This window comes from Rhizobium sp. rho-13.1 (genome assembly GCF_007000305.1).
Lineage (GTDB): Bacteria > Pseudomonadota > Alphaproteobacteria > Rhizobiales > Rhizobiaceae > Rhizobium > Rhizobium rhododendri.
On sequence record NZ_SCFL01000035.1, the window covers coordinates 1 to 20,291 of the forward strand.

16 protein-coding genes, 1 tRNA gene and 1 pseudogene are annotated in these 20,291 nt (G+C 60.6%); 10 read left to right on the top strand and 8 right to left on the bottom strand.

What is annotated here, in order from left to right; all coding sequences use genetic code 11:
* The 3 genes and pseudogenes from EQW76_RS27480 to cpdR1 form a co-directional block, all read right to left on the bottom strand.
* Positions 1–688: pseudogene (locus EQW76_RS27480) on the bottom strand (hypothetical protein); the annotation flags it as partial.
* A gap of 691 nt (positions 689–1,379) precedes the next feature.
* A tRNA-Val gene (locus tag EQW76_RS27485) sits at positions 1,380–1,454 on the bottom strand.
* An 83-nt stretch (positions 1,455–1,537) separates the two neighbouring features.
* On the bottom strand, positions 1,538–1,900 hold the full coding sequence (cpdR1, locus tag EQW76_RS27490; protein ID WP_111162680.1) for a response regulator CpdR1: 363 nt from the start codon (positions 1,898–1,900) through the stop codon (positions 1,538–1,540).
* Between the two features lie 183 nt (positions 1,901–2,083).
* Between cpdR1 and EQW76_RS27495 the strand changes: the two genes are divergently transcribed.
* Positions 2,084–2,968: an N-formylglutamate amidohydrolase gene (locus EQW76_RS27495; RefSeq protein ID WP_111220943.1), complete on the top strand. Its 885-nt coding sequence runs from the start codon at positions 2,084–2,086 to the stop codon at positions 2,966–2,968.
* Between the two features lie 243 nt (positions 2,969–3,211).
* Complete coding sequence (gene hisN / locus EQW76_RS27500; RefSeq protein WP_142830566.1) at positions 3,212–3,985, top strand: histidinol-phosphatase; 774 nt, start codon at positions 3,212–3,214, stop codon at positions 3,983–3,985.
* Positions 3,986–3,992: 7 nt separating this feature from the next.
* Here the strand turns inward: hisN and EQW76_RS27505 are convergent, their stop codons facing one another.
* Positions 3,993–4,970 carry an alpha/beta hydrolase gene (locus EQW76_RS27505; RefSeq protein WP_224127946.1) on the bottom strand — a complete coding sequence of 326 codons (978 nt, stop codon included), beginning with the start codon at positions 4,968–4,970 and terminating at the stop codon, positions 3,993–3,995.
* Positions 4,971–5,360: 390 nt separating this feature from the next.
* Between EQW76_RS27505 and EQW76_RS27510 the strand changes: the two genes are divergently transcribed.
* A complete protein-coding gene (locus EQW76_RS27510) occupies positions 5,361–5,825 on the top strand; it encodes an Hsp20 family protein (RefSeq protein ID WP_142830570.1) in 465 nt (154 codons plus the stop codon).
* 78 nt (positions 5,826–5,903) lie between these two features.
* Here the strand turns inward: EQW76_RS27510 and EQW76_RS27515 are convergent, their stop codons facing one another.
* Positions 5,904–6,938, bottom strand: a complete 1,035-nt coding sequence (locus EQW76_RS27515) for a bile acid:sodium symporter family protein (RefSeq protein ID WP_142830572.1) — start codon at positions 6,936–6,938, stop codon at positions 5,904–5,906.
* A 95-nt stretch (positions 6,939–7,033) separates the two neighbouring features.
* Here EQW76_RS27515 and EQW76_RS27520 point away from each other — a divergent pair, with 95 nt between their 5' ends.
* Positions 7,034–7,891, top strand: a complete 858-nt coding sequence (locus EQW76_RS27520) for a LysR substrate-binding domain-containing protein (RefSeq protein ID WP_142830574.1) — start codon at positions 7,034–7,036, stop codon at positions 7,889–7,891.
* Between the two features lie 287 nt (positions 7,892–8,178).
* On the opposite strand, the gene EQW76_RS27525 is transcribed toward EQW76_RS27520, so the two are convergent.
* Entirely contained in the window at positions 8,179–9,225 is a 1,047-nt protein-coding gene (locus EQW76_RS27525; RefSeq protein ID WP_142830576.1) for a low specificity L-threonine aldolase, read from the bottom strand.
* Between the two features lie 598 nt (positions 9,226–9,823).
* On the opposite strand from EQW76_RS27525, the gene gltB reads away from it, so the two are divergent.
* The 5 genes from gltB (at position 9,824) to EQW76_RS27550 (ending at position 17,324) form a co-directional block, all read left to right on the top strand.
* A complete protein-coding gene (gene gltB / locus EQW76_RS27530; protein ID WP_224127972.1) occupies positions 9,824–14,467 on the top strand; it encodes a glutamate synthase large subunit in 4,644 nt (1,547 codons plus the stop codon).
* Positions 14,468–14,525: 58 nt separating this feature from the next.
* Entirely contained in the window at positions 14,526–14,798 is a 273-nt protein-coding gene (locus tag EQW76_RS27535; protein ID WP_161990968.1) for an AbrB/MazE/SpoVT family DNA-binding domain-containing protein, read from the top strand.
* Positions 14,795–15,193: a type II toxin-antitoxin system VapC family toxin gene (locus tag EQW76_RS27540; RefSeq protein ID WP_224127948.1), complete on the top strand. Its 399-nt coding sequence runs from the start codon at positions 14,795–14,797 to the stop codon at positions 15,191–15,193. Before EQW76_RS27535 ends, EQW76_RS27540 begins: the two co-directional genes overlap by 4 nt.
* 32 nt (positions 15,194–15,225) lie before the next feature.
* Entirely contained in the window at positions 15,226–16,680 is a 1,455-nt protein-coding gene (locus EQW76_RS27545) for a glutamate synthase subunit beta (RefSeq protein WP_142830580.1), read from the top strand.
* Positions 16,681–16,751: 71 nt separating this feature from the next.
* Entirely contained in the window at positions 16,752–17,324 is a 573-nt protein-coding gene (locus tag EQW76_RS27550) for a nucleoside 2-deoxyribosyltransferase (protein WP_142830582.1), read from the top strand.
* 12 nt (positions 17,325–17,336) lie between these two features.
* Here EQW76_RS27550 and EQW76_RS27555 read toward each other — a convergent pair whose 3' ends face one another.
* Positions 17,337–18,530: a DUF459 domain-containing protein gene (locus EQW76_RS27555; protein ID WP_244617039.1), complete on the bottom strand. Its 1,194-nt coding sequence runs from the start codon at positions 18,528–18,530 to the stop codon at positions 17,337–17,339.
* Between the two features lie 64 nt (positions 18,531–18,594).
* A complete protein-coding gene (locus EQW76_RS27560) occupies positions 18,595–19,818 on the bottom strand; it encodes a lytic murein transglycosylase (RefSeq protein ID WP_142830586.1) in 1,224 nt (407 codons plus the stop codon).
* A gap of 199 nt (positions 19,819–20,017) precedes the next feature.
* On the opposite strand from EQW76_RS27560, the gene EQW76_RS27565 reads away from it, so the two are divergent.
* Positions 20,018–20,291: sugar phosphate nucleotidyltransferase (locus tag EQW76_RS27565; RefSeq protein ID WP_244617040.1), on the top strand; the 274-nt coding region annotated here is incomplete at its 3' end.

Sequence of the window (20,291 nt, forward strand, 5' to 3'; positions counted from 1 at the left end):
CTGCCATCTGGCCGCTCGTCAGGGCACCGATCTTGTCGGAGCTGAGCAGGGCGAGATTGGCGCTGGACAGGCCGGCGAGAGCCTTGGTGGTGATGGCAGCAAGTGCGCCGCTGGAGAGGGCCAGGATGTTATCCGACGAGAGTGCTGCGATGTCATTCGATTCGAGGGCTGCGATCTGCTTTGTGCTCAGCGCGGCGACTTCGGTCGTCGTCAGGGCACCAAGCTGGTCGGAGGTGAGGGCGCCGACCTGGGCGGTCGTCATTGCGCTGATCTGGCCGGTCGAGAGCAGAGCGACGTCATCGGTGGTCAGAGCCGAGATCTTCGTGCCGAGTGCCGCAATCTGCCCGTAGGTCAGCGCGACGGCGTTGCTGGTGGTTAGATCGGCGACCTGCTGGGTTGTCAGCGCGGCGATCGCGGTCGAGCTCAGTCCGGCTTCCTGCACGGAGGAGAGAATGCCGAGCTGGGCGGCGCTAAGGCCGACGACGGCAGCTGCCGAAATGCTGCCCAGCTGCGTCGAGCTGAAGGCCTGCATGTCGTCTGTGGTGATGGCGCCGAGCTGGGTGGAGCTCAAGGCCTTGATCTGGGTCGAGTTCAGCGCTGCGATGTCGGCGGTTTTCAGGCTCGCTATCGTGGCTGTGGAAAGATTCTGGATCTGCGTGGCTGACAAGGAAGAAATGATGGAAGTCATGGAAACGTGCCCCTCGGGTTAACGGAATGCAAGACATCGTTCTCCCACCGTCTAACAGGCGTGATTGCCGTCATGAGCATCAGCCATCGGGATTCGTCAGGAGAAATAGATGTTACGCAGAACATGGCTCGTATAAGCCAACACGTTAGGAGAGCATCATGCGTCAAAAGCCGTTACAGCTCTGATCCCCACGCCACGGAATAAACACTATGCAATAGCAGCAGTGCCAATCCGGAATCTGTTTTCACACAATCGAAGGCACTGATTCTTCATTAGCAGTGCCGCGATATACAACTATGTATTGGAGAACTTGTAAATTTTCATTTAACGGCCGGAATAACCCGGCTTTAGCACCTTCAAATGCGCTATTGATTCGCTCTAGATCTCTATAATTGAAATTAGTCAATCACAATCTTAACTCGGAGAAAGCATAGAGTTTATTCTTATACTTGGAGATGGTTAGTGTGCGATGATTTTTCCGATCCTGATCTGCAATACATCCCTGAGTAGCTGTTTTGTTAAGCATATCTCTTTTCAATAAATGACGAGCGGCATCAGGCTTTGAGAAGGCCACGCGCGAAACTGAACCGGGGAGATGCGAGGCGAAGGGGGCCGGGGAGGCAGGGGCCATGCAGCCTATGGCCCAACGACAAAGGGCTCAGCGATCTCTCGCTAAGCCCTTGAAAAAGGATGGTGGGCGTAACAGGGATTGAACCTGTGACCCCTACGATGTCAACGTAGTGCTCTCCCGCTGAGCTATACGCCCATCCGATGGCGGCGCATAGATCAAAAAACCTGGGGGCCGTCAATGGCCTTTTTTAAGTTTTCTGATCCCGCCGCCGAGATTGCCTATGCGGCAAGCAGTTTGTTGACCTCATCCACCAGTTCGCGCAGGTGGAAAGGCTTGGAAAGCACCTTGGCATCCTTCGGCGCTTTCGAATCGGGGTTGAGGGCGACTGCGGCAAAGCCGGTGATGAACATCACCTTGAGGTCCGGATCGAGTTCGGTGGCGCGGCGCGCCAGTTCGATCCCGTCCATTTCTGGCATGACAATATCGGTCAGCAGCAACGAAAATGGTTCCTCGCGCAGCCGATCGTAGGCGCTAGCGCCATTGTCAAAGGACGATACCTTGTAGCCGGCCTTTTCAAGGGCCTTCACCAGGAAACGACGCATGTCGTTGTCGTCTTCGGCAAGCAAAATCTTCTGAGTCATTATTGGACCGTCAATCACTATCTTCTCTCGCGGCTAATCAGCCGTTCACGTTAGTCGCGGTCCGTAAACAAGCGATGAATGCGGCGCCGACGGTCACATTGAAGTTCATACATACTATGGACTTGGTGGTGCGCAACTGGCAACATACACCTGCGAAAAGTTCTTGACATGGTAAAGACGTGGATGCCCGCAGACGTAGGAAGTTTCGAGATTTTCGAGATACTCGAACCGGTGTCGCAGACCATCCCCTTTGTCTACTCGTCGCCCCATAGTGGTCGCATCTATCCTCCTGAGTTCATTGCGCAATCACGACTACAGGGTGTTGCCATCCGGCGCTCGGAGGACCACTATGTCGACGAGCTTTTCTCGGCCGCAAGCGCACTCGGTGCGCCGCTGTTGATAGCCAATTTTCCCCGCGCCTATATCGACGTAAATCGCGAACCTTACGAGCTCGACCCGCGCATGTTCGAGGGTGCGCTGCCGTCCTATGCCAATATCAATTCGGTTCGGGTTGCCGGCGGGCTCGGAACCATTCCGCGAATCGTTGCCGAAAACATGGAAATCTATGCAAGCCGGGTGCCGGTGGCCGATGCGCTCCAGCGGATCGAGACGATCTACAAGCCTTACCACGCGGCCCTGCGCCGCCTGATGGCCCGCACCCACCTGGAATTCGGCTTCGGTGTGCTGGTCGACTGCCACTCGATGCCCGGCAATATTCGCGTCGCCGGCAGCCACGCGCGTCCAGATTTCATCATCGGCGATCGCTACGGAACGAGTGCGTCTGCCGACCTATCCCATGCGGCGATGGATATTCTCGATGGCCTCGGGTTTCATGCGGTACGCAACAAGCCGTACGCCGGCGGGTTCATCACCGAGCACTACGGCCGGCCTTCGCGTGGTCTGCATGCGCTCCAGGTCGAGGTCAACCGGGCGCTGTACGTCGATGAGATGACCCTGGAAAAGCGCAGCGATTTCGGCCTGATGACGGGTGCTATCACGGCCTTCATCAGGCAGATGGCGGAGCACGTTGCACGATATGGCAACGACCGAGCGCTGGCGGCAGAGTAATCCCGCTCGTTAACAATCAGGCCAAAAAAAACCGCCCGAAGGCGGCTAAGTCTAGGGAGGAAACACCCAAGGAGGGTATTTACAGTCAGAAGACTGTAGCTCCGGTCTAATATTGCGATGCACAATTGTCAAGCAGATTTTGAAGTGCCTATTTTAAAGGCTAAGCGATAGTTGGACGGGACGCGTTTGCATCGTCAAATTTAATGGCTATGAAAAGCCTCTCGCATCGATCGGATATTTGCCATGCTCCCTGACCGCGCCTTCTTTTTCGAGCTCGCCGACGCTGCCAAGGCAGAGACACTTCCCCGCTTTCGCGCCGGCATCGATGTCGTCAACAAGGAAGCCGGCGGATTCGATCCGGTAACCGAAGGCGACCGAGCAGCCGAACTGGCGATCCGTGCGCTGATCACGGACAGGTTTCCCGACCATGGGATTCTCGGCGAGGAATACGGCAATGTCGGCCTCGACCGCGAGCATGTGTGGGTCATCGATCCCATCGACGGGACGCGCGCCTTCATCTCCGGTGTGCCCGTATGGGGAACGCTGATCGGGCTTTACCGCAATGGCCGCGCTATCATGGGGCTTGTCGACCAGCCCTTTACCGGCGAGCGTTATTTTGCCGACGGCAGCCGGTCGAGCTACACCGGCCCAGGCGGCGACAGGCAATTGCAGGTCCGTGATTGCGGCAGTCTGTCGAAGGCGATCCTGTTCACGACCTCGCCGCACCTTTTCGCCGGTATCGAGATGGAAAAATACCGCGAGATCGAGCAGCAGGTGCGGCTGTTCCGCTACGGCACCGACTGCTACGCCTATGCGCTGCTGGCGGCCGGCCATGTCGACCTGGTGGTCGAGAATGTCCTCAAGCCCTACGACGTCGGCGGCATCATCCCCGTCATCGAGCAGGCAGGCGGCATCATCACCACCTGGGAAGGTGGTCGCCCCGAACAGGGCGGCTCCATCATCGCAGCCGGCAGCCGAGCGGTCCACGAAGAGGCGTTGAAGATACTGGCGCGCTGACCAAACTTCAAAGCCCCGAGCCGACCGGGTCGGTGTTGGCTTCGGCGTCACTTCCCGGGATGAAGGCGTGAATCGCTGCCATTGCGGCGGCGCGGTAGACATCTTTTTCCTGGAAAACCTCGTGCCTTGCGCCTGCGATCGGCACGAGTTGGGCTGCGCGGAAGGAGCGCGAGAGCCGTTCCTGTTCGGCATAGGGGATGATGCCGTCGCGGGTGGGTGCCAGCAGCAAAGTCGGGATGGCGATAGAGAACAGGTGCTCGGGCTGCGAGACACGGTCTATCGTTTGAAAGGCCTGCTGTAGCCAGCGTGCCGAGGGCGGACCGAGCACGAGGTCGGGGCGGGCCGATGCAATGGCGCGGTTGCGGTCGTAACGTTGTTCGTCCGATGTCAGCAGGTTTGTGGCAAAGGGCCTTTCCTTGAATTTTCGATTGAGTGGGATGCTGCCGAGGCCGACCGCGCAGGCGGCGCTCGCCATGAACCGGATCACGCGCGGCGATGCGCTCTGGCCGGTGAGGCCGACAAAAGGTGCGCTTAGCACCATGCGCTCGATGCGGCCCGTCAGTCTCGGCGCTGCGGAAAGGGCGATCAGTGCACCGGTCGAGTGGGCGACGAGGTAAAAAGGCAGGCGGGTGTCCGGAAGCACCACGTGCTCCATGAAGTCCTCTAGGTCGTGCTCGTAGTCGGAGAAGCGCCGGACATGGCCGCGGGTTGGATGCTTTATCAGCCGTCCGGAGCCACCCTGGCCGCGCAGGTCGAAAGTTGCGACCCACAGGCCCCGATCCGTCAGTTCGCGGATGGTTTCGAAATATTTCTCGATAAACTCGTTGCGACCATGCAGCAGGACGACCGTGCCCTTGGCCACGGCATGACTGCTGCGGAAAATGGCATAGCGCAGCTTGTGGCCGTCATGGGTGGTGAAATAGCCCTCGGTCCTGTTGTCTGGAACAGGGTTGTCGGGGGTCGAAAAGAGAATTGATTCCGTCACAACTGAAAGGGCCTCGCTCAAGCCGCCAAACATAACGCATGGATTGTCGCATAAGTATAACTGCGAGCGGAAAAAAGGCCGGCCTGACGGAAATCGAGATGGCCGCAGGCCGGCCGAGCTGACTGAAGACGAAGGGACGATACACTCCAGTCACGGACAGTCATCCGATGTGCAAGTTGTATCAACGCGGCGCTGAACCCCAGCCGAACCGGCTGTTCATCGGCGGTTCACGGAAAATTATCGCGGCGCGTTGCGGGCTCTTGAAGTCGCTAAAGGCCATTCCCATCTCCTTTTCACGGACGCCGAGAGGGTCTGTAAAACCGTCCCAAGGCTGCCAGAACGGGGCCCCCGGGGCATATGAACCGCAATCGTCGCTCACAGGAGGACACCATGCGTCACGTTGATTTTTCCCCACTCTATCGCTCTACCGTCGGTTTCGACCGCCTGTTCACCATGCTCGACACCTTGTCGCAGCCCGATCAGGCACAAACCTACCCGCCCTACAACATCGAGCGCACCGGCGAGGCAACTTACCGCATCACCATGGCGGTGGCCGGCTTCGACGAAACCGAGCTCAGCCTCGAGGCGCACGCCCATGTGCTGACCGTCAAGGGCGAGAAGAGCGATGATGCTGCCGAAGGTAGCGAATATCTCTACCGCGGTATCGCCAAGCGCGCCTTCGAGCGCCGTTTCCAGCTTGCCGACCATGTCGAGGTGCAGGCAGCATCGCTGAAGAACGGCCTGCTGCACATCGATCTCCTGCGCAACATCCCGGAAGCCATGAAGCCGCGCAAGATCGCCATCGCCGCTGAACCAGTGGACGCGCCGAAGTCGATCGAAGCTCACGTCAACTAACCGAGTTCACATCCATACGAAAAAGGCGGCGTCCAGGTGGCGCCGCCTTTTTTGTGTCTCGCGGCTCACCTGAGAGGATCAGGCTGGTGTCGTTGCGTCGGCGGTGTCCTGCAGGCGCCGCGCTTCTTCTTCCATGCGTGCGGTGGCACGGCTGGCGGCATCGGCATATTTCTGGGCGATGACGGCACAGGCCATCAGCTGGATCTGGTGGAATAGCATCAGCGGCAGGACGATGGCGCCGATCGGCGAGCCGGCGAAGATGACGCTGGCCATGGGTACGCCGCTGGCCAGGCTCTTCTTCGAGCCGCAGAAGGTGATGGTTATCTCGTCGGCGCGCGAAAAGCCGAGTGCCCGGCTGCCGAACATTGTGATGCAGATAACCACCGCGAGGAGCAGCATGTCGGCAATGATGACGGTGATGATGTCGCCGATCGAAGTGTCTCGCCAAAGGTGCTCGATCACTGCCGCGCTGAAGGCGGAATAGACGACCATCAGGATCGAGCCCCGGTCGACCGGCATCAAGATTTTTTTCTTGGCGCGGATCCAGTTGCCGATCCATGGCTGCAGGATCTGACCGACGACAAAGGGCGCCAGCAATTGCAAGGCGATCTGCTCCAGCACGGTCCAGGAGAAGCCACCACCACCGTGGGCGCCGAGGGGCATCAATAGCCCGACCAGCAGCGGCGTCAGGAACATGCCGAAGATATTGGAAGCGGAGGCGGCGCAGATGGCAGCCGGCACGTTGCCGCCGGCAATCGACGTGAAGGCGATCGACGACTGCACTGTCGATGGCAGCACGGTAAGGAAGAGGATGCCCATGTAGAGCGTCTGCGGCAGGATTGCCGGCACCAGGAAGCCCATCAGCATGCCGAGAACCGGGAAGATGACGAAGCTGGTGAGCAGGATGGCCAAGTGCAGCCGCCAGTGCAGGGCGCCGGCAATCACCACGTCGCGCGACAGGCGGGCTCCGTGCAGGAAGAACAGCAGAGCGATGGCGATGTCGGTGGCAATGCCGAAATTGCCGGCAGCTGCGCCATGGACGGGAAACACGGATGCCGTCAGCACGGTCAGCACGAGCAGCATGGTAAAGGTGTCTGGCAAAAAGCGGCGCATCGGGCCCGTCCTCGCAATTATATGTTGGGCAAGCATTGCCTTATTGCGATATGCGATGCAAGGAATAACAGTTATCGTAAATCGGGATGATAGCAATGCTGGATCTGGTGCAGTTGCAGAGTTTCGTAACCATAGGACAGATGGGCAGCTTTACGCTTGCCGCCGAGCGGCTGGGGCTCGGGCAATCGACGGTTAGCCAGCACATCCAGCGGCTCGAGGCCTCTGTCGGGCGAAAGCTACTTGCCCGCGATACCCATCGCGTCGTGCTGACCGGGGATGGGGAAGCGCTGATCGGCCATGCCCGCACGTTGCTGTCGATAGAGGGCGAGATGCGCTCGCTGTTTGCCGATAACAGCCTGCGGGGCAGCCTGCGGCTCGGCGTGTCCGAGGATTTCGTCACGAGCCAGTTGCCGGATGTGCTGGAGGAATTCGTCCGACTGCACCCGTCCGTCGATCTGGAACTGACGGTGGCGCTCAGCGGCGCGCTCTACGAGATGCAGGACAATGGGGCGCTGGATCTTGTGCTCGCCAAGCGCCGCCTTGGCGACACCCGCGGGACGCTGGTTTACCGCGAGCCGCTGATCTGGCTGGCACGCGACCCTGAACGCATCAGGGCATCCAGCGCGCCGCTGCCGCTGATCGCCTTTCCAGCCCCGAGCGTCACCCGGGCCGTGGCGCTGGAGGCGCTGCGTCGCCAGCAGATACCGTGGCGAATCGTCTGCACCTGCGGCAGCCTCAGCGGCCTGACGGCAGCCGCCCGGGCCGGGATGGGCGTCCTCGTCCAGCCGCGCAGCATGGCACCATCCGGCCTCACCGAGATCGCGCCGGGCTGGTTGCCCGTACTGGAAGATGTCGAATTCGTGCTCGTCCCCCGCAAGGGCGCCGACCAGATGCTGGTCAAGGCACTCTCGGACGACATCCTCTCAAAGGTGCGGAATTTGCGGGCCGGGTAGAAAGTGGAGCGCCTCGGCGGCGCTCCGTCAGACTGCTGCAAACCCTGGAGAAACTTGCTTGACGAGAGCGATACCCTACTCGCCCTTGTGGCGGGGATCCAGCGACACGACGTCTGTCGGGTCAAAGACTCTTTCAGCTCAAGGACTTGAGCTGACTGGATCCCCGCCACAAGGGCGAGGATGAGGGGAGTTTGGCAACCGGCTCAGTCTTTCGAGTGACCTGCAGAGGTGTTAGATACCACCTTCTTCAGCAGTCTGGGGGAGCGCCTCAGGGCGCTCCGTCGCACTCACGCGAGGCATGCGAGGAAATCGGCGACGTCGGCGTCGCTGGTGGCGAAGCTGGTGACGAGGCGGATCAGGCCTTCGTCGGGGCCGACGAGGTGTTTGGCACTGTCGGAGATCGGCCAGTCGTAGAACTGGGCGCCCTTGTCTCTTGCGTTGTCGATTGCGGTTTTCTTGACGATGGCGAAGATCTCGTTCGAGGTGGTCGACCAGGCGAGCTTTGCGCGGTCGGTATGCTCGATGCCGGCTCGCATCCTGTCCGCCATGGCGTTGGCATGGCGGGCGAGGTCGAGCCAGAGGTCGTCCTGCAGGTAGGCCTCGAACTGTGCGGCGATGAAGCGGGATTTTGAGAACAGCTGGGCGGTGCGCTTGCGCAGGAAGGCGAAGTCCTTGGCGAGATCGGGGTCGAAGAAGACGATCGCCTCTGCGCACCAGCATCCGTTCTTTGTGCCGCCGAAGGAGAGTACGTCGACGCCGCGCTTCCAGGTCATTTCGGCCGGTGAGCAGCCGAGCGATACCAGCGCATTGGCAAAGCGGGCGCCGTCCATGTGCAGCGGCAGGCCATTTTTCTTGGCGATCTTCGAAATGGTATCGATCTCGTCGAGGCTGTAGATGGTGCCGACCTCGGTCGCCTGGGTCATGGTGACGGCGGCGGCGCGGCCGTGGTGGATGGCGTCCTGCGGGTACCGGCCAATGCGCTCCACCAGGTTATCCGGCAGCATCTTGCCCTCGGGGCCATCGACGCCGACCATGCGCATGCCCGAGAAGAAATCGGGCGCGCCGCATTCGTCTTCGATCACATGGGCTTCCGTGTGGCAGAACGTCAGGCCGCCGGGACGGGCGATGCTGGCCAGCGACAGGGAGTTGGCGGCCGTGCCCGTGGCGACGAAGAAGACAGCGACCTCACGCTCGAACACCTCGTTGAAACGGGTTTCTATCGCCTTGTCGAGTTCGCTGGTGCCATAGGCAGCGGCAAAACGGGTCGATTCCTTCGAGAGGCGTTCATTGATGGAAGGGTGGGCGCCGGCCCAGTTATCGGAAGCAAAGAACATGTGAGATCTACCGCATATTTAAGGGAGAGGAGGGTGTCGTTGCAGAGTAGGGGATTGGCTGAGGGGATCAATTGCAGCGCCGCATCGCACGGTGGATCTGGCGCACTACGCAATCAAGGCGATAATTCTTACCTTTAAAGGAAATTATCTTTCGCGAAATTCGAAACTGCGGCAATCTTACGTCGATATTTTCGTTTTCAGCTCTTGCTAACCTTTCCGCTTTCTGGCATAGAACTGATGAATTAGGACAGTGCTGCTGTCCTATTTTGGTCTTTGACGCCGCACCCCGCCAAAAATCCTAGCGGAGCTGGGATTTCACGTTATAGTTTTCGAGATGCCCGTCCTTCCAGATGGCGCATCCGAAACTGTGACTGGTGGGAAAGCCGATCTATCGCCCCCAACGCGATGTCTGCGGCCGGATCTTTAAACATGCAACAGCGCTGTCGCGTGTCGCCCATATACTGGGCGCGCGGGACGAAGGGACGCCCGCGGCGCGGGGTTTGCAGGAGGAAAGACGATGACGAACGTAACGCCATCCACGACATTGAGCCTGGCCGCAGCCGTCGAGACGGATGCATCGGTCAAGGCGCGCCATTCCATGTCCGCTCTTCCGCGCAAACAGGGCCTCTACGATCCCCGTAACGAACATGATGCCTGCGGTGTCGGCTTCGTCGCCCATATGAAGGGGCAGAAGTCGCACCAGATCGTCCAGGACGGCCTGTTCATCCTCGAGAACTTGACTCATCGCGGTGCCGTCGGCGCCGATCCGCTGATGGGCGACGGTGCGGGCATTCTCGTGCAGATACCCGATCGCTTCTTCCGCGAGGAAATGGCACTGCAGGGCGTCACTCTGCCTGCCATCGGCGATTATGGCGTCGGTCACTTTTTCCTGCCGCAGGACGAGACGCTGATCGCCCATTTCAAGAAGACCGTCGAGGATGTCATCGTCGAGGAAGGCCAGGTGCTGCTCGGTTTCCGCGATGTGCCGGTCGACAACTCTTCGCTGTCGAAGGCCGAGCATATTGCCGCTACGGAACCGCACCATGTGCAGGTGTTCATCGGCATCGGCCGCGATGCAGCCAGCCATGACGAGTTCGAGCGTCGGCTGTTCACGCTCCGCAAGGTCATCTCTAACCGTATCTATGCCGAATATGACGGCGAGGAGAGCGGTTTTTATCCGGTGTCGCTCTCGTCGAAGACTATCGTCTACAAGGGCATGTTCCTCGCCTATCAGGTGGGTGCCTATTACAAGGACCTGACCGACCCGCGGTTCGAATCGGCTGTCGCCCTCGTGCACCAGCGTTTCTCGACCAACACGTTTCCGTCGTGGAAGCTCGCCCATCCCTATCGCATGGTCGCCCATAACGGCGAGATCAACACTCTGCGCTCCAACGTCAACTGGATGGCCGCCCGCCAGGCGTCCGTGTCGTCGCCGCTGTTCGGCGAGGACATCTCCAAGCTGTGGCCGATCTCCTATGAGGGCCAGTCCGATACGGCCTGCTTCGACAACGCGCTCGAGTTCCTCGTTCGCGGCGGCTATTCCATGGCCCATGCCGTCATGATGCTGATCCCGGAAGCCTGGGCCGGCAACCAGTCGATGGCGCCGGATCGTAAGGCATTCTACGAATATCATGCCGCCCTGATGGAGCCATGGGACGGCCCCGCTGCGGTTGCCTTCACCGATGGCACGCAGATCGGCGCGACGCTCGACCGCAACGGCCTTCGTCCGGCACGCTATCTCGTCACCAACGACGACCGCGTCATCATGGCGTCGGAGGCCGGCGTGCTGCCGGTGCCGGAAGAAAACATCATCCAGAAGTGGCGCCTGCAGCCGGGCAAGATGCTGCTGATCGACATGGACAAGGGTCGCATCGTCTCCGACGACGAAGTGAAGTCGGAGCTTGCGACCAAGCATCCCTATCGCCAGTGGCTCGATCGCACCCAGCTGATCCTCGAGGAGCTGAACACTGTAGAACCCCGTGCGCTGCGCCGCGACGTTTCGCTGCTCGATCGCCAGCAGGCGTTCGGCTACACGCTGGAAGACACCAAGATCCTGATGTCGCCGATGGCAACAACGGGCCAGGAAGCAATCGGCTCGATGGGCACGGATACGCCTATCTCGGCGATGTCGTCGAAGTCGAAGCTGCTTTACACCTATTTCAAGCAGAACTTCGCCCAGGTCACCAACCCGCCGATCGATCCGATCCGCGAAGAGCTGGTGATGAGCCTCGTCTCCTTCATCGGGCCGCGTCCGAATTTGCTGGATCACGAGGGTGCTGCCAAGGCGAAGCGGCTGGAAGTTCGCCAGCCGATCCTCACCAATGGCGATCTCGAGAAGATCCGCTCTATCGGGCATACGGAAGACCGTTTCGACACCAAGACTCTCGACTTCACCTACGACGTCGAGCGCGGCGCCGGCGGTATGGAGGAGATGCTCGAGCGTCTATGCGAACGGGCCGAAGCTGCGGTCAAGGGCGGCTACAACATCATCGTGCTCTCCGACCGGCAGATGGGCCCGGACCGCATCGCTATCCCGGCGCTGCTGGCAACGGCGGCCGTCCACCATCATCTGATCCGCAAGGGTCTGCGCACCTCGGTTGGTCTCGTCGTCGAAACCGGCGAGCCGCGCGAGATCCATCACTTCTGCCTGCTCGCCGGCTATGGCGCCGAGGCGATCAACCCCTATCTCGCTTTCGACACACTGCTCGACATGCATGCCAAGGGCGAGTTCCCGAAGGAAGTCGACGCCAGCGAAATCGTTACCCGCTTCATCAAGGCTGTCGGCAAGGGCATCCTCAAGGTAATGTCGAAGATGGGTATCTCGACCTACCAGTCCTATTGCGGCGGGCAGATCTTCGATGCCATCGGCCTGCAGCAGGAACTGGTGGATAAGTACTTCTTCGGCACCGCCACGATGATCGAAGGCGTCGGCCTCGATGCCATCGCCGAGGAAACCGTTTCCCGCCACCGCGCGGCCTTCGGCAAGGATCCGATCCTCGCAACGACGCTGGATATCGGCGGCGAGTATGCTTACCGGATGCGCGGCGAAGCGCATGCCTGGTCGCCGGATGCGATTGCGTCGCTGCAGCACGCTGTGCGCGGCAATGCGCAGGATCGTTACCGCGAGTTTGCGGAAATGGTCAACCAGTCCGACCTCAGGATGAACACCATCCGTGGCCTGTTCACCATCAAGGGTGCCGAAGCGCTCGGCCGCGAGCCGATCTCTATCGACGAGGTCGAGCCGGCCATCGATATCGTCAAGCGTTTCTCGACCGGTGCCATGTCGTTCGGCTCGATTTCGCGCGAGGCGCATACGACGCTTGCCATCGCCATGAACCGGATCGGCGGAAAGTCGAACACCGGCGAAGGCGGCGAAGAGTCCGACCGCTATTTCCCGCTGCGTGACGGTTCACCGAACCCGGAACGCTCGGCCATCAAGCAGATCGCCTCCGGCCGCTTCGGCGTCACGGCGGAGTATCTGGTCAATGCCGACATGCTGCAGATCAAGGTAGCGCAGGGTGCAAAGCCCGGCGAGGGCGGCCAGTTGCCGGGCCACAAGGTCGATGCAACGGTTGCCAAGACCCGGCACTCCACCCCCGGCGTCGGCCTGATCTCGCCGCCGCCGCACCATGACATCTATTCGATCGAAGATCTGGCGCAGCTGATCTACGATCTGAAGAACGTCAACCCGGAAGCCGATGTTTCGGTCAAGCTGGTCTCGGAAGTTGGCGTCGGCACGGTTGCCGCCGGCGTTGCCAAGGCGCGCGCCGACCACATCACCATCTCCGGCTTCGACGGCGGTACCGGCGCATCGCCGCTGACCTCGCTGAAGCATGCCGGTTCGCCCTGGGAAATTGGCCTTGCCGAAACGCAGCAGACGCTGGTGCTGAACGGCCTGCGTTCGCGCGTCGCCCTGCAGGTCGATGGCGGCCTGAAGACCGGCCGCGACGTCATCGTGGGGGCATTGCTCGGCGCCGACGAATTCGGCTTTGCCACCGCGCCGCTGATCGCGGCCGGCTGCATCATGATGCGCAAGTGCCACCTCAACACCTGTCCGGTGGGCGTTGCCACGCAGGACCCGGTTCTGCGCAAGCGCTTCAAGGGTGCTCCTGAGCATGTCATCAACTACTTCTTCTTCGTCGCCGAAGAAGTACGCGAAATCCTCGCCTCGCTCGGTGTCTCCAAGCTCGACGATATCATCGGCGCTTCGGAACTGCTCGAGAAGAACCAGATGCTGGCGCACTGGAAGGCCGAGGGTCTCGATTTCTCGCGCATCTTCCACAAGGTCGAGGCGCCGAAGGAAGACACTTACTGGACCGCCCGCCAGAAGCACCCGATCGACGATATCCTCGACCGCCAGCTGATCGAGCAGGCCATGCCGGCGCTTACGTCGAAGACGCCTGTCGCATTCGAAGTCGGCATCAAGAACGTCGACCGCTCGACCGGCGCGATGCTGTCGGGCGAAGTTGCCAAGCGCTATCGGCACAAGGGGCTCAAGGACGACACGATCAGCGTCACGCTGCGTGGCACGGCCGGCCAGTCGTTCGGGGCGTTCCTGGCGCACGGCATCACCTTCAACCTGATCGGTGACGGGAACGACTATGTCGGCAAGGGACTTTCGGGTGGCCGCATCATCATCCGCCCGCCGGAGAACTCGCGGATCCTCGCCGAGGAGTCGATTATCGTCGGCAACACGGTGCTTTACGGCGCCACCGAAGGCGAGTGCTACTTCCGCGGTATCGCCGGCGAGCGCTTTGCCGTGCGCAACTCGGGCGCGATTGCCGTCGTTGAAGGCGTCGGCGACCACGGCTGCGAATACATGACCGGCGGCGTCGTCGTCGTGCTTGGCGAAACCGGCCGCAACTTTGCTGCCGGCATGTCGGGCGGTGTCGCCTACGTGCTCGACCAGACCGGCGATTTCGCCAAGCGCTGCAACATGGCGATGGTCGAGCTCGAGCCGGTTCCCGAAGAGGACGACATGCTCGAAAAGCTGCACCACCACGGTGGCGACCTCATGCACAAGGGCCGCGTCGACGTATCAGGCGACATGACCCGCCACGACGAGGAGCGGCTCTATCAGCTGATCTCCAACCACCTGCACTACACGGGCTCCACCCGCGCCAAGCTGATCCTCGACAACTGGGCGGAATATCGTCCGAAGTTCCGCAAGGTGATGCCGGTCGAATATCGCCGGGCGCTGGAGGAGATGGAGCGCAGCCGCATGGGCGTCGCGGCGGAGTGATTTACCAAACTTCTTCGTCGTGATATGCTGTTGGCATATGGCGGCGAAGGAGCTTGACATGAACGAACGTGTAAATGAGCCAGACGAGGGCGTTGGCGTCACGGTCAGCATCTTCAAGAACGGGCGCAGTCGCGCGGTGCGCATACCGAAGGAATTCGAGTTCGAGGGAGATCGAGCGATATTAGTCCGCCAGCCGGACGGGTCTATCCTGATGAGGACGGCGGTTACGGCTGGGCTGATCAACTATCTGCAGCAAGCTGAGGCATGGGATGGCGAGGACTTCCTCATCGGCCACGACGATGAGGAACCGCTGCGAGAGGTGGATCTTTGACAACCTTCATGCTCGATACGAACATCGTTTCGGCGATGGTACGTGATCCCCGGGGGAAGGTGCTGGAAAAGATGATCGAGGTGGGCGAGGAGAACGTGCTCATCAGTATCATCAGCTACGGTGAGATCTGTTACGGCGTACAAAAAAGCGGTTCTCAACTGCTGTCAAAAAAGGTCTTTGCGATCACGCGGCGGCTCTATGTCGCGTCACTGAGCATGCCGTGCGATAAGCGCTATGCTGAGGTGAGACTGGCCTTGCGACAAGGAAAAAACATCGGGCATAACGATCTTTGGATCGCGGCCCACGCCCTGGCGCTAGATGCGGTGCTGGTGACGAACAACGAGCGAGAATTTTCCCGCGTGCCGGGATTAAAGGTTGAAAACTGGCTGCTCTAAACGCAGTCATGAGGGCAAGGGAAGACTAGGGTATGGGTAAGGTTACAGGATTTATGGAAATTGACCGGCAGGTTGGCAAGTACCAGCCGGCGTCCGATCGTATTCGTCATTTCCGCGAATTCACAATCCCGATGTCGGATCCCGAGGTCCAGAAACAGGCCGCCCGCTGCATGGACTGTGGCATCCCCTATTGCCACGGCCCGACCGGTTGCCCGGTGCACAACCAGATCCCCGACTGGAACGACCTCGTCTATAACAACAACTGGGAAGAGGCGATCCGCAACCTGCATTCGACCAACAACTTCCCGGAGTTCACCGGCCGCGTCTGCCCCGCGCCTTGCGAGGAAGCCTGCACGCTCAATCTGGAAGATGCGCCGGTCGCCATCAAGACGGTCGAACAGGCGATTGCCGACAAGGCCTATGAGCTCGGCTTCATCCGGCCGCAGCCGGCCACGGTCCATACCGGCAAGAAAGTCGCGATCATCGGATCGGGTCCAGCTGGCCTTGCTGCCGCCCAGCAGCTCGGTCGTGCTGGCCATGACGTCCATGTCTATGAGCGGGAATCCAAGGCCGGCGGCCTGCTGCGCTACGGCATTCCGGACTTCAAGATGGAGAAGAACTTCATCGACCGCCGCGTCGAGCAGATGACCGGCGAAGGTGTGACCTTCCACTACGGGGCCAATGTCGGCGTCGACCTGCCGGTCGAGCAGTTGCTCGCCGAGCATGATGCCGTGCTCTATTGTGGTGGCTCTGAAACGCCGCGCGAAAGCGGCGTGCCCGGCACGGAATTGTTCGGCGTCCACGATGCGATGCCGTATCTGGTGCAGCAGAACCGCCGCATCGGCCGCGAAAACATCGACAGTGTCGGCTGGCCATCCGATCCGATCCTTGCCGGCGGCAAGCATGTCGTCGTCGTCGGTGGCGGCGATACGGCATCGGATTGCGTCGGCACGGCCTTTCGCCAGGGCGCTGTCCGCGTCACCCAACTCGACATCCGCCCGCAGCCGCCGGAAAAGGAAGACAAGCTCGCCGTCTGGCCGTTCTGGGCTACCAAAATGCGTACGTCATCTTCGCAGGCAGAGGGTGCGGTTCGCGAGTTCCAGGTGGCGACACTGGAATTCATCGGCGAGGACGGTGTTCTCACCGGCGTCAAGTGCTGCGAAGTCGATGACAAGCGCAAGCCGATCGCCGGAACTGAATTCGTGATCCGCGCCGATCTCGCCTTTATCGCCATCGGTTTCCGGGGTCCGTTCGCGGACGGCGTGCTGAAGGAGATGGAAGGCAAGATGACGGTCAATACCGACCGTCGCGGATCGACCAACGTCGTTGCCAACGACAAGGACTACCGGACCTCGGTCGACAAGCTCTGGACGGCCGGCGACGTGCGCCGCGGCCAGTCGCTGGTCGTCTGGGCCATCCGCGAAGGCCGCCAGGCGGCACGCGCCATCGACGAGGCGCTGATGGGAAGCACGGTGCTTCCGGCCTGATACATCGCCTCCCTGGCAGCCCGGTTCGCCGGGCTGTTTTTCTTTGTCAGCCCTTTAGCGGAAACCCGGCCATGGCTTTGAAACTCTACCTTGCGGGGCCGGAGGTTTTCCTTCCCAACGCCCGCGAAATCCTCGATGCCAAGGCGGAGATGACCCGCGCCTACGGTTTCGAACCGATCTGCCCCGGCGATATCTCGATCGAGCCGGCGCCGACCCGCCATGAATTCGGCCTGAAGATCAGCGCTGTCGACGAGGACATGATGAACCGTGCGGATGGTGTGATTGCCAACCTGACGCCGTTTCGCGGCATTGCCGCCGATGTCGGCACGGCCTTCGAACTCGGCTACATGTGTGCGCAGGGAAAGCTGGTTGCCGCCTACACAAACATCACCGCCAACCATTTTGCGAGAACCAGCGATTACTATGGCGGTGACGTCAGCGAAGGGGCCGATGGACGCAAGCGCGGCCCGGACGGGATGTCTCTGGAGGATTTCGAGATGATCGAAAACCTGATGCTGCATGGTGGCATCGAGCGTCGCGGGGGACACATTGCCTTGCATGCAGCCGATGCTGGCCGGCTCTACTCGGACCTCACAGCCTTCGAGGCGTGTCTCGTGGCGCTGGCCGGACGCTCTAAAACGTAAACTTTGACGCAATCAGGGCTTTGTCGCGTCCGGCAACCTGTAATCGTCGACGCGGCCTGCAGGCGCGGGGGCGATTTCGCCTTTCTCGACGAGCAGGTCGCGGGGCGACGGCGGGCCAGATGTAGACGGGCCCGCATTTCCGAGAAGCACCGATCCGCCATCGAGTTCGGGATCGGAAAGGCTGATGGGAGGGGTGCGGGTTTCCGGCGCAGCCGTTTCCTTCTCGGGCATCGTAGCCGGATTGATCGTCGTATCGGTGTCGAGGCGCACGATATCGGGGCTTGCCTGATCTCCGAGCAGCCTGCGGATCGGCTTTTCGGCGTAGAAGGCCATCTTGCGCCGGCCGGCATCGGTCATATTGACGCCATCGGCAGTGCGCAGGCGCACCTGCTGGCCGTTGATGTCGGAGCCGGTGACGATGAACTTGCCGTCTTCATCGATAAAACCACCCCAGAGATCGACGAACTCGCCGCCTGTGCTTTCCACCTGGCTCTGGTAGATCTGGTTAAGCCTGACGACATCGGCGGTCATGTCGTCGGAACCAAAAGGTGGCAGGCCAACCCAGATGAGCGGGATATGCCGCGTGGCAACGAGCTTTGCAAAGGCCTGCACCCGTTCCTCGTAGGCCAGCAACCAGGTATCGCTGCCGAATTTCTCGTTGAGGCCAGGGGCGATCATCTGCTGGCGATCGTTTGCGCCGATGGTGACGACCACAACGGCCGGCTTCAAGGCATCCAGCATCTTCGGCAGTTGCGCCTGCCAATCGTAGTAATCGGTACGCACCAGGCCGGAGGCGATATTGCCGCGTGTCTGGATGGCCACGCCAGGGGAGGCGGAAAATGCGTCCCGTAGGCCGTCGCCGAGGCCCGTGGCAAGAAAGTCGCCGACCACGAGCACGGTCTTTGCGGAGTCGAGCTTGGCGGTCGGCTGCGCCGTGTCGGGCTTTGCGGTCGTTGCTTTAGCGACGGGCGGCGAGGCCCTCTTCGGAGGTCGGGGCTGGCGGCGGGGAGGTGAAGGATACTCGTCATACCGGGGCTGGCGTTCTGGCGCAGCTTGCCGGCCAAAGAGCAAATCCATGAGCGTACGGCGCTCGTAGCGTTGCTGGGCGCCTGCCGGAATAACCGTGACAAGCACAAGGCAGCCCGCCGCGAACGCCGCAACAAGCAGCCTCGCGGCTTTTCTTGCCGTCTTCAGCGATTGGATCATCCGGGATCGCATCCTGCTCGTCTCCGGGATATTGGCCGACATTGGCCGAACGGCACGGCGGGTGCTAGCGGCGCAATGCCTTCAACAATTCCATCGAAGGTTCGCCATCGGCGCCGAGCCCCAGCCGCCCCTGGACTGCCGCGATGGCTGCCTTCGAGCCGGAACCGAAATTGCCGTCGACGATGCCGTCGTAATAACCGAGCGATTTCAGTCGCGTCTGGAGTTCGAACTTCTCCTTGACGTTGAGGGCGCCGGATGGCCGGGGCCAGGATTGGCGCATGCCGCCATAGCCGGCGATCTCGTCGGCCAGCATACCAACGGCGATGGCGTAGCTGTCGGCGGCGTTGTAGCGCTTGATGGTGAAAAAGTTGTTGGTCATCAGGAAGCCCGGACCGTTGGCGCCGCCCGGCATTTTCAGCTGGGCACGATCGGTCGCGAGGCGAAACGCCTTGCCGTCCGGCCTTGTGAAACCGAGCGCCGCCCATTCCTTCAGCGTATGGGTCTTGCCGGCCTGGGCGCTGCCGCCCTTGGGAACGACGACCTCGTAGCCCCATGTCTTGCCCGTCTGCCAGCCATTCTTCATCAGCAGGTTTGCCGATGTCGCAAGGGCGTCGGGGACGGAATGCCAGATGTCTCGGCGGCCGTTGCCGTCTTCGTCGACGGCGTAGAGAAGGTAACTCGTCGGAATGAACTGCGTGTGACCCATGGCACCGGCCCAGGAGCCCGTCAGGTTATCCGGCGATACTTCGCCCCTCTGCAGAATCTTCAGCGCGGCAATCAGCTGCGTGCGGGCGTATTTGGCCCGCTTGCGGTCGGCGTAGGCAAGGGTCGCCAAGGCGCGGGGCACGTAATGCAGCCGCTCGTCCTTCTCCAGAACTGCGCCGTAATTGGATTCCATCGACCAGATGGCGAGGAGAATGTTTCGGTCTACGCCATATTGCTTTTCGATCGTGCGCAACGTCGTCCCGTATTTGGACGCCATTTTTCGACCGACCTCAACGGTATAGGGGTTGACGCGGGAGTCCATATAGTCCCAAATTTGCGTCGTGAACTCGGCTTGAGAGCCGGCTTTTTCCAGTACGGTCGGATCCGGGTCGTTCACACCGGCGAAGGCCCTCTGATAGGTCGCCTTGCTGATGCCGCTTTTCTCGGCTGTGTCGTAAAAGCCGGTAATCCACTTCCGGAACCCTGTGTCTGCAAAGGCGTTATGGGGCGCTAGCCCCGCAAAAACGCCAAGCGCAACCGCGAGGGAGAGACTAGAAAAGGAGTGTTTGCGAGCTTGGGTCATAGAAGCCGTGTCCGTCATCATGATGGCTCGTAACGGCACTGCGCCGCATAGGCCAAGCTTAAGTTTAGACAAACAAAGTCAACAAAATCTTTACCATGCAACGAGGCCGCGGTCATCTTTCGCCAAATCGTAGCAATTTTAAATTAGCGATGGCTTCGTTTGCCTGATCAACTACGGGCGGATCGCCCAGGAGGTACGTGTGGGACTGCATAAGAAAGTACGTAAGGCTGTGTTTCCGGTCGCTGGCCTTGGAACGCGGTTTCTGCCGGCAACAAAGGCAGTACCGAAGGAAATGCTGACGGTCGTCGATAAGCCGGTCATCCAGTACGTCGTAGACGAGGCGATGGAAGCCGGCATCGAGCATTTTGTCTTCGTCACCGGACGCAGCAAGCACGTCATTGAAGACTATTTCGACATTCAGTTCGAACTCGAGCAGACGCTGCGCCAGCGTAACAAGAAGGCCGAGTTGACGC